General features: G+C 69.5%; 10 protein-coding genes. 6 read left to right on the forward strand and 4 right to left on the reverse strand.

Annotation, left to right across the window (positions count from 1 at the left end):
• Window positions 1-135: 135 nt before the first annotated feature.
• Both aceB and aceA read right to left on the reverse strand, forming a co-directional pair.
• Window positions 136-1,740 (reverse strand): malate synthase A, encoded by a 1,605-nt coding sequence (aceB, locus tag LCL61_RS33985; protein WP_340683535.1) that lies wholly within the window; start codon window positions 1,738-1,740, stop codon window positions 136-138.
• Window positions 1,741-1,842: 102 nt separating this feature from the next.
• Complete coding sequence (aceA, locus tag LCL61_RS33990) at window positions 1,843-3,129, reverse strand: isocitrate lyase (protein WP_072030536.1); 1,287 nt, start codon at window positions 3,127-3,129, stop codon at window positions 1,843-1,845.
• Window positions 3,130-3,357: 228 nt separating this feature from the next.
• Here aceA and LCL61_RS33995 point away from each other — a divergent pair, with 228 nt between their 5' ends.
• Both LCL61_RS33995 and LCL61_RS34000 read left to right on the forward strand, forming a co-directional pair.
• On the forward strand, window positions 3,358-4,785 hold the full coding sequence (locus LCL61_RS33995) for a short-chain fatty acyl-CoA regulator family protein (protein ID WP_340683536.1): 1,428 nt from the start codon (window positions 3,358-3,360) through the stop codon (window positions 4,783-4,785).
• Between the two features lie 78 nt (window positions 4,786-4,863).
• Window positions 4,864-5,688, forward strand: a complete 825-nt coding sequence (locus tag LCL61_RS34000; protein WP_340683537.1) for an NAD(P)H-binding protein — start codon at window positions 4,864-4,866, stop codon at window positions 5,686-5,688.
• A gap of 3 nt (window positions 5,689-5,691) precedes the next feature.
• Here LCL61_RS34000 and LCL61_RS34005 read toward each other — a convergent pair whose 3' ends face one another.
• A complete protein-coding gene (locus LCL61_RS34005; protein WP_340683538.1) occupies window positions 5,692-6,984 on the reverse strand; it encodes a serpin family protein in 1,293 nt (430 codons plus the stop codon).
• 2 nt (window positions 6,985-6,986) lie between these two features.
• On the opposite strand from LCL61_RS34005, the gene ilvA reads away from it, so the two are divergent.
• Both ilvA and LCL61_RS34015 read left to right on the forward strand, forming a co-directional pair.
• On the forward strand, window positions 6,987-8,243 hold the full coding sequence (gene ilvA / locus LCL61_RS34010) for a threonine ammonia-lyase IlvA (RefSeq protein WP_340683539.1): 1,257 nt from the start codon (window positions 6,987-6,989) through the stop codon (window positions 8,241-8,243).
• A gap of 56 nt (window positions 8,244-8,299) precedes the next feature.
• Entirely contained in the window at window positions 8,300-8,866 is a 567-nt protein-coding gene (locus LCL61_RS34015) for an NADAR family protein (protein WP_340683540.1), read from the forward strand.
• Window positions 8,867-9,063: 197 nt separating this feature from the next.
• Here the strand turns inward: LCL61_RS34015 and LCL61_RS34020 are convergent, their stop codons facing one another.
• Window positions 9,064-9,822 (reverse strand): acyltransferase, encoded by a 759-nt coding sequence (locus LCL61_RS34020; protein WP_007031648.1) that lies wholly within the window; start codon window positions 9,820-9,822, stop codon window positions 9,064-9,066.
• A 53-nt stretch (window positions 9,823-9,875) separates the two neighbouring features.
• Between LCL61_RS34020 and LCL61_RS34025 the strand changes: the two genes are divergently transcribed.
• A complete protein-coding gene (locus LCL61_RS34025) occupies window positions 9,876-10,835 on the forward strand; it encodes a nucleoside hydrolase (RefSeq protein ID WP_340683541.1) in 960 nt (319 codons plus the stop codon).
• The gene (locus tag LCL61_RS34030; RefSeq protein WP_340683542.1) at window positions 10,835-11,962 is read left to right on the forward strand and encodes an NlpC/P60 family protein; all 1,128 of its coding nucleotides are present in this window, start codon (window positions 10,835-10,837) and stop codon (window positions 11,960-11,962) included. The genes LCL61_RS34025 and LCL61_RS34030 overlap by 1 nt, the downstream gene beginning before the upstream one ends.
• Window positions 11,963-11,977 lie beyond the last annotated feature (15 nt).

The following is an 11,977-nucleotide window of genomic DNA, read 5'->3' on the forward strand; positions in this document are numbered from 1 at the left end:
GCTACCGGAGGGGCGCGCGCGTGAAGCGGGTCCGGTGGCGGGGAGCCGCCGCCACCGGACCCGTTGGGCCACACCGTCCCAAACCGGTGTGGAACCCGGCCGCCCCGCGTCAGGTAGAGGCGGCCGGAGCCTGCGTCACCGCGCGGTCAGGTATCGCGCGTACGCGCCGGTGGTGAGGAAGCTCGGCAGCTTCTCGCCCAGCGCGGTCTCGGTGAAGATCTCGTAGGCGTCGCCGAGCCGGTTGCCCTCGCCCAGCTCGGCCCGCACCGACGCCAGCTCCTCGTCCAAATAGGACACGGCCAGCTCGCGGGTGAGCGCGGTGCCGTCTTCGAGCTTCGTGCCGTTGCGGATCCACTGCCACACCTGGCAGCGGGCGATCTCGGCGGTGGCGGCGTCCTCCATCAGGTTGTGGATCGCCGCCGCGCCCGTACCGCGCAGCCACGCGTCGATGTAGCGCAGCGCGACGTTGATGTTGGCGCGGACACCGGCTTCGGTGACCTCGCCGCCCGCGCTGGCGACGTCGAGCAGGTCCTCGGCGGTGACGACGACGTCCTCACGGAGCTTGCCGAGCTGGTTGGGCCAGCCGCCGAGCACCTCGTCGAACACCTCGCGGCAGACCGGGACGAGACCGGGGTGCGCGACCCACGAGCCGTCGAAACCGTCGTTCGCCTCGCGTTCCTTGTCCTGACGGACCTTCTCGAGCGCGGTCGCGTTGATCTCCGGGTCCTTGCTCGGGATGAACGCGGCCATGCCGCCGATGGCGTGCGCCCCGCGCTTGTGGCAGGTGCGCACCAGCAGTTCGGTGTAGGCCCGCATGAACGGGACGGTCATCGTCACCTGCGCGCGGTCAGGCAGCACGAAGTCCGCGCCGTGCGAGGAGAAGTTCTTGATGACGCTGAAGATGTAGTCCCAGCGGCCGGCGTTCAGCCCGGAGACGTGCTCGCGCAGTTCGTAGAGGATCTCCTCCATCTCGAACGCGGCGGTGATCGTCTCGATCAGCACGGTGGCCCGGACGGAGCCGCGTGGGATGCCGAGTTCCCGTTGCGCCAGCAGGAAGACGTCGTTCCACAGCCGCGCTTCGAGGTGGTTCTCGAGCTTCGGCAGGTAGAAGTACGGGCCGCTGCCGCGGGCCAGCAGCTGGCGCGCGTTGTGGAAGAAGTAGAGGCCGAAGTCGACCAGGCTCGCCGAGACCGGGCGGCCGTCGATGCGGATGTGCTTCTCCACCAGGTGCCAGCCGCGGGGGCGGGCGACGATCGTCGCGGGCTCTTCGCCGATCGTGTAGCGCTTGCCCGCCTCGGTGGTGAAGTCGATGTTGCGGCGGATCGCGTCGAACAGGTTGAGCTGGCCGTCGATCACGTTGTGCCAGGTCGGCGAGGTCGCGTCCTCGAAGTCGGCGAGCCAGACCTTCGCGCCGGAGTTCAGCGCGTTGACCGTCATCTTGCGGTCGGTCGGGCCGGTGATCTCGACGCGGCGGTCTTCGAGACCGGGCGCGGCCGGGGCGACCGACCAGCTGCTGTCGTCGCGGATGGCACGCGTCCCGGGCAGGAAGCCCAGCGGCTCCTCACCGGACTGGAGCTTCTCGCGGCGCAGACGGCGGGCGTCGAGCAGCTCGCGGCGGCGGCCGGCGAACGCGTTGTCGAGCTTGGCCACGAAGTCCAGTGCGGCCGGGGTGAGGATCTCGTCGAACCGGTCACCGGCAGGTCCGCAGACGTCGATCCGGTAGTTCAGCTTCTCAACCATGGTGTGCCTCCGCTGGGCTTCGCGAGAGATAGAGGGGGAAGGGCGGTGGCGGTCTCCCACTGGGAGACGGGAGACCGCCACCTGGCACCTACTTGCGAGGGATCAGAACTGCTCGGCCTCGGTGGAACCGGCGAGCGCGGTGGTCGAGCTCTCCGGGTTCAGCGCGGTCGCGACGTTGTCGAACCAGCCGGTGCCGACCTCGCGCTGGTGCTTCGTGGCGGTGTAACCGCGGTCCTCCGAAGCGAACTCGCGCTCCTGCAGGTCGACGTAGGCGGTCATGCCCTCGCGGGCGTAACCGTGCGCCAGGTCGAACATCGAGTAGTTCAGGGCGTGGAAGCCCGCCAGGGTGATGAACTGGAACTTGTAGCCCATGTGGCCGAGCTCGCGCTGGAACTTCGCGATCGTCGCGTCGTCCAGGTGCTTCTTCCAGTTGAACGACGGCGAGCAGTTGTAGGCCAGCATCTGGTCCGGGTACTTGGCCTTGATCGCCTCGGCGAACTGGCGGGCGACCTCGAGGTCCGGCTTGGAGGTCTCCATCCACAGCAGGTCGGCGTACTCGGCGTAGGCGAGACCGCGGTCGATGCAGGGGTCGATGCCGTTGGTGACGTTGTAGAAGCCCTCGGCGGTGCGCTCGCCGGTGACGTACTTGCGGTCACGCTCGTCGACGTCGCTGGTGATCAGCGTGGCGGCCTGCGCGTCGGTGCGGGCGACGATCAGCGACGGCACGTTCAGCACGTCCGCGGCGAGGCGGGCGGCGTTCAGCGTGCGCTCGTGCTGCTTGGTCGGGATCAGCACCTTGCCGCCGAGGTGACCACACTTCTTTTCGGACGCGAGCTGGTCCTCCCAGTGCACACCCGCGGCACCGGCGGCGATCATGCCCTTCATCAGCTCGAAGGCGTTGAGCGGGCCGCCGAAGCCGGCCTCGGCGTCGGCGACGATCGGGGCGTACCAGTCGATGTCGGTGTTGCCCTCGGCCCAGTTGATCTGGTCGGCGCGGCCCAGCGCGTTGTTGATGCGGCGGACGACGGCGGGCACCGAGTTGGCCGGGTAGAGGCTCTGGTCCGGGTAGGTCTGGCCGGAGAGGTTGGCGTCGGCGGCGACCTGCCAGCCCGACAGGTAGATGGCCTTCAGGCCGGCGCGGACCTGCTGCACCGCCTGGTTACCGGTCAGGGCGCCCAGCGAGTGGACGTAGTCCTCGTTGTGCAGGAGGTCCCACAGCTTCTCGGCGCCGCGGCGAGCGAGCGTGTGCTCCTCGACCACGCTGCCGCGCAGCTTGACCACGTCAGCCGCGGAGTACGAACGCTTCACGCCCGCCCAGCGGGGGTCGGTCTCCCACTGCTTGGCCAGTTCGGCGGCCGCCTGCTCCAGCTGCTGCGCGTGCTGAGTCATCGGATTCTCCCGGTGTTGCGAAGTTTGCGAGTGATCGCCTTTCCTGATCCGACCCTGACATGACTGGGGAAAGCCGATCCAGGCCTCCAATTTGCCAATTTCTGCGAAGCTTCCGTAGCATCTTGCAAAGGTTGCGAATCGCAGATTCGCAAGTCGGGGCAAAATCCACGGGCTTGACCGTTCACTGAATCGTTCAGGCCCGGAAACCTTGCGGACAGAGAGGCCTCAGTGGACAAAACCTTCGCCGGAGCGAAGCTGCGGCATCTGCGCGAAAGCCGGTCGATGAGCCAGGCCGATCTCGCTCGTGTGCTGGAGATCTCACCCAGTTACCTCAATCAGATCGAGCACAACTCGCGTCCGCTGACCGTCCCGGTGCTCCTTCGCATCACGCAGGCGTTCGGTGTGGACACCGAGTTCTTCGCGAACAACGACACCGCCCGGCTCGTCGCGGACGTGAAGGAAGCGCTGCTCGACGAGGTCCTCGGCGTGGACGTCACGAACAGCGAGCTCAACGACCTCGCCACGAACCTGCCGACGATCGCCCAGGCCCTGGTCAAACTGCACCGCAGCTACCGCAACGCCGTGGAGAACACCGCCGCGCTGACCATGGAAAACGGCCTCGGCCTGCACGGCAGCGCCGCGACCGCCCTGCCGCACGAAGAGGTCCGCGACTTCTTCTACGAACGGGAGAACTACGTCGCCGAGCTGGACGAACGCGCCGAACGGATGGCGCACGACATCCCCCTGCAGCGTGGCCAGGTGCTCGCGGCGCTGAAGGAGACCCTGATCCAGCGCTACGGCGTCGACGTCACGAACGAGGGCATCGACGAGACCAACGGCGAACAGCACCGGTACGAACCGGGGCCGCGAGTGCTGCGGCTGGCGCCCAGCCTGCGCGTCGGGCAGCAGGCGTTCCGGATGGCCTCGCAGATCGCGTTGCTGGAATACGACGACCTGATCACCGAGCTCGCCGACTCGTGGGCGTTCTCCGGGCCCGCCGCGCGTTCGCTGGCCCGCGTCGGGCTCGCGAACTACTTCGCGGGCGCGCTGATCCTCCCCTATGGACCGTTCCTGGCGAGCGCGGAACGCTTCCGCTACGACATCGAGCGGCTGTGCGACCACTTCGGCGTCGGCTTCGAGACCGTCTGCCACCGGCTCTCGACGTTGCAGCGTCCGAAGAACCGCGGCGTGCCGTTCTCGTTCGTGCGGGTCGACCGGGCGGGGAACATGTCGAAACGCCAGTCCGCCGCGGGTTTCCACTTCTCCCGCGTCGGCGGCGCGTGTCCTCTGTGGAACATCTACGAGGCGTTCGCCCAGCCCGGCAAGATCCTCACCCAGATCGCGACCCTTCCCGACGGGAAGAGCTACTTCTGGGTCGCGCGGACGGTGTCCCGCAACATCGGCGGCTACGGCAGCCCCGGCAAGACGTTCACCGTCGGCCTCGGCTGCGAACTGCGGCACGCGAAACGGCTGATCTACTCGACCGGGCTCGACCTCGACGACCGGGCCGCGGCCACCCCGATCGGCATGGGGTGCAAAGTCTGCGAACGCCCGGCCTGCTCGCAGCGCGCGTTCCCGACGATCGGCAAACAGCTGACCGTCGACGAGAACACGAGCACCTTCGTCCCGTACCCGGCGGTGCCCAAGTCGCCTTGAGCCGCCCTGATCTCCCTGGCAGGGTGACCGACGACGGCCGCGGCCTGTGACGGCGGCCACCGCACTGGGGAGAACTACATGATCTTGGTGACCGGGGCAGGCGGCAACGTCGGCTCGGAACTGACCGGAATCCTGGCGCGTGGCGGGCATCCCGTCAGAGCGCTGGTCCGCACGCCGCGGCCGTTGCCGGACGGCGTCGAAGGAGTGACGGGCGATCTCAACGAGCCGGCGAGCCTGAAGCCCGCGTTGGCCGGTGTCCGGGCGGTCTTCCTGCTCGGCGGCTACGAGGACATGCCCGGCGCGCTCGCGGTGATGCGGGACGCGGGCGTCGAACAGGTCACGCTGCTGTCGTCCCGTTCGGTCGTCGGCGGGCACGCCGACAACGCCGTCGCGGGGATGCACATGGCGGCCGAGGCGGCGGTGCGCGCTTCGAAGCTGGCGTGGACCTTCCTGCGGCCGAGCGGGTTCATGTCGAATTCGCTGCGGTGGGTCCCCCAGCTTCGCGCCGGGGATGTCGTCCGCGAGCCGTTCGCGAACGTCCCGGTGGCGACGATCGACCCGTACGACATCGCCGCCGTCGCCGCGGAGTCGCTGACCACACCGGGACACGAGGGGCTCGCGTACGCCATCACCGGGCCGGGTTCGCTCCGGCCCGCCGACCGGCTCCGTGTCCTGAGTGAACTGCTCGGCCGGGAGCTACGGCTGGAACCGCTTTCGGACGCCGAGGCCCGCGTGACGATGAGCGCGGAGATGCCGGAGAAGTACGTCGACGCCTTCTTCCGTTTCTTCGCCGAGGGCGAGTTCGACGACTCGGCGGTCACGGGGGCCGTCCAGGACCTCACGGGGCGGGAGCCGCGACCGTTCGCGACCTGGGCACGGACGCATCTGGCCGCGTTCCACTAGCGGTCACGCCGCCGGGTCGCCGATCCGGCCGAGGAACAGCGGCGACCCGGTGGCCGTGTCGGTGATGACGAAGAGGAACGGGCGATCGACGGTCACGGTGCGCATCAGCTCCGCGGACACGGCGCGGGCGTCGACCCCCGTGGCCGCCGCGGCATCGGTGCCCTCCTCGTCGACCTGGACGAAGGTCTTGTGCTGCACGGAAGCGATCCGCAGCCGGGTTTCTTCGGTGATGCCGCTGAAGTCGGCGCCGGGTTCGAACGCCGAGGGCATGCCCGCCTCCTTGAGCGGCGCCGTCAGGTCCAGCGCGGACCTGACGGTGAACCTGGGCATGGCCAGTTCCACGGTGGCCGGCCGGATCTCGCCGAGCAGCGCGGCGATTCCCTTGCCGCGCAAGGCGTCGATCGCCGCGGGCACGATCACGGTGAAGGCCAGCCGCCCGCCGCGGTAAGGCAGTGTGACCGCCTGGTAGCCCGGCCCTTCGGCGTAGCCCAACCGAACCTCCGGCTCGGTGCGCATCATCGGGACGGTGACCGTCGACCCGTCGGCCCGGGTGAACGGCGCGTCCGCCGTCCGGTCGCGGGGGAACTCCCGCGCCCAGGGCACTTTCAGGTACAGGGCGTTGGCGAGGACGAGTCTGGTGTCGCCGGTGATCGTCGTCTCCGGGAAGAGGTCGGGGATCCTCCCCTCGGTCTGGTCCGCCACCGTCCGGTTGATCCGGTCGCGGGCGCCGCCGGGGTCGGCGGCGAAGTCCTCCTCGCTCGTCGCCGCACCGAACCGGTCGCGCAAAACGTCCCGGTATCCGGGCTTGATCCCGAGCCCTCGCTGGATCCAGGCGGTGTTCGACACCTTCAGGTCCTCGTGGCCGACGACCGGCGGGACGGGAGGTCCGTCTCCGGGAAGTCGCAGCACCTTCCGGATCTGCGTGGCGGTGTCGCCCTTCGCGCCCGCGCCGACCATTTGCAGCGCGGTGGACACGCTCGCCGGGGACAGCACCAGGTTCGCCCCGCCCGCCAGCGCCGGCGCGGTGAGCAGGTCGAGCCCGAAACCGCCGGCCGCCTTGACCGCCGCTGCCGTGCCGGGCGTCACCTGCTGGGTGACGGGCAGCGGTGCCGGAAGTTCCTCACGGGTGGGTTCCGCTCCGCAGGCCGTGAGCAGTACGACCAGGCCGAGCGCGAGGGACCGGGTGAACGCCGTCATGACCGGGAGACGGTCGCCGTGCCCGGTTCGGTTGCACCGGCCCAGGCGGAAAGCGGACGTCTCTCCGTCGTGGCCGGGGCCGGTCAGTACATTCAGCATTCGTGCGAGGGATCGAAACGGTGAGCGCCCGAACGGTCGAAGAGGCCGCCAAGCGATTGGCCGGGGTGGTGACCCGCACGCCGCTCGAACCGAACGAGCGGCTCTCGGCGCGGGTCGACGCCCGGGTCTGGCTCAAACGCGAAGACCTGCAGACCGTGCGCTCGTACAAGATCCGCGGCGCCTACAACTTCATCGTCCAGCTCGACGCGGAGCACCGGGAGCGCGGCGTCGTCTGCGCGAGCGCGGGCAATCACGCGCAGGGCGTCGCGTACGCGTGCCGCCGGCTCGGCGCGAACGGCCGCGTCTACGTTCCCGGCACGACTCCCCGGCAGAAGCGCGAGCGGATCGCGACACTGGGCGGCTCGCATATCGAAGTCATAGTCGTCGGAGAGACCTACGAAGACGCCTTCACCGCAGCGAAGCAGGACGCGGAGAGCACCGGCGCGACGCTGGTCCCCGCCTTCGACGCGCCGGAGACGGTGGCCGGTCAGGGCACGGTCGCGATGGAGGTCGTCGCGCAGCTCGGGTTCATCCCGGACGTGATGGTGGTGCCGGTCGGCGGGGGCGGGCTGCTCGCGGGGATCGCCGCGTGGGCCGCGGAACGGGCGCCGGAGATGCGGATCGTCGGCGTCGAACCGGCGGGCGCGACCTGCATGGCGGCCGCGCTGGCGGCCGGTGAGCCGGTGCGGCTCGAAAGCGTCGACACCTTCGTGGACGGCGCGGCGGTCGCGCAGGCCGGAGCGGTGACGTACCCGCTGGTCCGTGACGGCGGGGTCGAGCTCACCGACGTCACCGAAGGCGCGATCTGCACGGAAATGCTCGCGATGTACCAGTCCGACGGCGTGATCGCCGAGCCCGCGGGCGCGCTCGCGACGGCCGCGCTGGGCACGACGGTGAAGATCGATCCCGGGCAGATCGTGGTGTGCGTCGTCTCCGGCGGCAACAACGACGTCAGCCGCTACGGCGAAGTGCTCGAACGGTCGCTGATCCACGAAGGGCTGAAGCACTACTTCCTGGTGGGTTTCCCGCAGGAGCCCGGCGCGCTGCGGCGGTTCCTCGACGAGGTCCTCGGGCCGGACGACGACATCACGCGGTTCGAGTACGTGAAACGCAACAGCCGCGAGACCGGCCCGGCGCTGATCGGCGTCGAACTCGCGCGGCCCGGCGACCTGGAAGGCCTGCTGCACCGGCTGGAGGCGAGCCCGCTGCAGGTGGAGCGGGTGGAGCCGGGAAGCCCGCTGTTCCATTTCCTGGTCTGAACCTCCGCGGTGGGCCACTGCGGAAGTCGTCGGTGGCCTGTGGTCCACTGGTCGCCATGGTGAGCAAGGTCGACGGAGTCCGGAGTCTCGATGCGTTGCGCGAGCTGGTCCACAGCGGCGCGGAACCCGAGTACCAGCTCTTCTACGGCCACACCCCGCTCAAAAGCGGCCGGATCAACGCGGCCTGCCTGAGCCAGTGGTGGCTGGCGCCGTTCGTGGTGAACGGCGAGCGCTACCCGACGGCCGAGCACTTCATGATGGCGAGCAAGGCGGAACTGTTCGGCGATCACGCGGCCGCGGCGAACATCCGTCGGGCGCCGGACCCCAAAACCGCCAAGATCCTCGGCCGCGAGGTCACCGGTTTCGACGCCGAGGTCTGGGAGCGGCACCGCTTCGACATCGTCATCGACGGCAACCTCGAGAAGTTCCGCCAGCACGCCGAAGAGCGTGAGTTCCTGCTGGCCACGGGCGACAAGGTGATCGTCGAGGCCTCCAGGATGGACCTGGTCTGGGGCAGCGGCCTCGCCCGCGAGGACAAGAACGCCACGCGCCCCGACTACTGGCGCGGGCAGAACCTCCTGGGCTTCGCGCTCATGGAGGTCCGGGAGCAGCTGCGCGGCTAGTTCCGTTCGCTGGGCGAGTCGTCCATCTGATCACGCGTGTCGTCCGTTGGATCACGCGAGTCGTCCACCTGGATATCACCGCATCGAGCAGATCCGCCGGACAGCTTCCAAGCACTGTCCTGGTGGCCGTGATCAGACGGACGACACGCGTGATCGAGCGGACGACACGCGTGATCAGACGGACGACACACGGCTGGTCAGGAATCGACGCCCAGGGTTTTCTGCAGTGCCTTGTTCGCCTTGCGCGCCATGTCGGCGACGGCTTCGCGGCGGGCAGCGTCGGCGGCGTAGTCGTCCTGCCGGTTCCGCACCACCCGTGCCGGCGAACCGACGGCGATCGAGTAGTCCGGGATCTCGCCCCGCACCACGGCGTGCGCGCCGAGGACGCAGCCGCGGCCGACCCGGGTGCCCTTGAGCACGGAGACCTTGGTGCCGATCCAGGTGTCCGGCCCGATCCGCACCGGCGACTTCACGATGCCCTGATCCTTGATCGGGACGGTGATGTCGGTGGTGACGTGGTCGAAGTCGCAGATGTACACCCAGTCCGCGACGAGCGTGGCCGCGCCGAGTTCGATGTCGAGGTAGCCGTTGAGGACGTTCTGCCGCCCGAACACCGCCTTGTCGCCGATGCGCAGCGAACCCTCGTGGCAGCGGATCGCGTTGCCGTCGCCGATGTGCACCCAGCGGCCGATCTCCAGCCGCCCGTAGCCGGGGCGGCAGTGGATCTCGACGTCCTTGCCGAGGAACACCATCCCCCGCAGGATGATGTGCGGGTTCGCGATCCGGAACTTCAGCAGCCGCCAGTAGCGGACCAGGTACCAAGGCGTGTACGCGCGGTTTCGCAGCACCCAGCGCAGCGAATCCTTGGTCAGGAACTTCGCCTGACGCGGATCACGACGGGCCTGGCCCCAAGCGCGGAGCCGCGACAGCGCGGGCGCACCCCACATGGACGTCATACCGGTGACCGTAACCTGTGTTCAGGCCGCCGACCGCAAAGGGGAGCACGCGCATGGGCACCAAGCTGATCATCGACACCGACCCGGGGGTCGACGACGCCTTCGCGCTGGCGCTGGCCACGCAATCCGAGGACGTCGACCTCCTCGGCGTGACCACGGTGTTCGGCAACGTCCCGCTGAGCCACACCACCGCCAACGCCCGCCGCCTGCTGCAGCTCTTCGGCCGCGACGACATCCCGGTCGCCGCCGGCGCCGCGCGGCCGCTGGTGTACGACAACGCCAAGCCGGCCGGGTACGTCCACGGCCAGGACGGCCTTTCCGGCCACGCCGGGACGCTGCCGGAGGCGAAGCGCCCGCTCGACGAACGCGGCGCCGTCCGGCTGCTGGTGGATCTGCTGGAAGCCGCCGACGAGCCGGTGACCATCGCCCCGATCGGCCCGCTGACGAATATCGCGCTGCTGCTGGCGGCCCATCCGGGCATCCGCGAGAAGATCGGCCGGATCGTCGTCATGGGCGGCGGGGTGACCAAGGGGAACTCCACCACGGCGGCCGAGTTCAACATCTGGAGCGATCCCGAGGCCGCGCGCCGGGTGCTGGTCGAAGAGGACATCCCGACGGTGCTGGTCCCGCTGGACATCACGCACCAATGCTCGGTCGACACGGACTGGCTGGGCAAACTCGCCGCGTCCGGCCCGCTCGGCGCGGCACTCGAAGCGCTGACCCCGACGTACGTGAAGCACTACACCCCGATCCTCGGCATGCCGGGGATGGTCATGCACGACGCGGTCGCGGTGGCCGAAGCGATCCGGCCGGGCATCCTCGACCTCGAGTCGTACCCCGTGGACGTCGAGTGCGGCTTCGGCCCCGCGCGCGGCGCGACACTGGTAGACCGGCGAAGGCTGCGAAGCACCGATCCGCAGGCCGTGCCGGGCCGCACCATCGACGTCGCGCTGACCACCGACGTCGACGCCTTCCGCGAGTTCGTCCTCGGCCGGATCACCGGGGGCCGGTGATGGAACAGGAAACCTCGCGCCGCCGCAGACTCCCGGTGATCATCGCCGCCGTCGTCGTCGCGGGCGCCGCACTCGTCGCCGCCATCACCTTCGCACCGAAGGACGCGCCGAAGACGGAGGCCGCCGCCGTCCAGTCCTCGGCCCCGCCCGCGCCGCCGTCGCCGTCGTCCGCCCCGGCGGAAATGCCGAAGGAACAGCCGAAGGTCCCCCAGCGGATGGGGCAGGAGTTCGACGCCTGGGTGTCGAAGACCAGCGGCTGGCTCGACATCCCGCTGCGCGCGATGACCGGCTACGCGAAGACCACCGTCGCGCTGAGCAAGGAAACGCCGGGGTGCCGTCTTTCCTGGGTGACGCTGGCCGCGCTCGGGAAGATCGCCTCCGATCACGGCCGCGCCGCCGGTTCCGGCCTGAACGCGGACGGCGTGATGACCAAGCCGCTCGGCGCGGTCGAGGTCCGCGACTTCTACAACAAGGTCGTCTCGTCCGCGAACGCCGGCGGCCCGCTGCAGCTGACGCCATCGGTATGGAACCAGTTCCAGGCTTCGGCCACCGGCGGGAAGCCGGATCCGCAGAACATCGACGACGCCACGCTCACCGCCGGGCGGGCCCTGTGCGCGGGCGGCCGCGACCTCGGTCAGGGGCAGACGTGGTGGAACGCGGTGAGCACGCTGCAGCCCGCGCCGCTGCTGATGCACCGCACGCTCGCGACGGTGAACGTCTACGGCACGGTCGGCCAGAGCCCGCAGCCGCCGAACGCGGCGGCCTTGAGCGCGGTCAACTTCGCCATCGACAAGATCGGGCTGCCCTACGTCTGGGGAGGCAACGGCACCGGTGGCAGCGACCCCGGTTTCGACTGCTCCGGCCTGACGACGGCCGCGTACGCGAGTGCCGGCGTCAAGCTCATGCGCACCGCCCACACGCAGTATCACAGCGTGAACAAGGTGACCGATCCTCAGCTGGGCGATCTGATCTTCTATGGCGAGCCGAACACGAAGATCCACCATGTCGGGCTGTACATCGGGAACCAGCAGATGATCGACGCGCCGCAGACCGGGCAGGCGGTGCAGGTGCACACCTACCGGAAACAGGGCGACGATTACGCCGGAGCGGGCCGTCCGGCGGCCTGACCGGCATAGGGTGAC

It is taken from the genome of Amycolatopsis coloradensis (assembly GCF_037997115.1).
Taxonomy (GTDB): domain Bacteria; phylum Actinomycetota; class Actinomycetes; order Mycobacteriales; family Pseudonocardiaceae; genus Amycolatopsis; species Amycolatopsis coloradensis_A.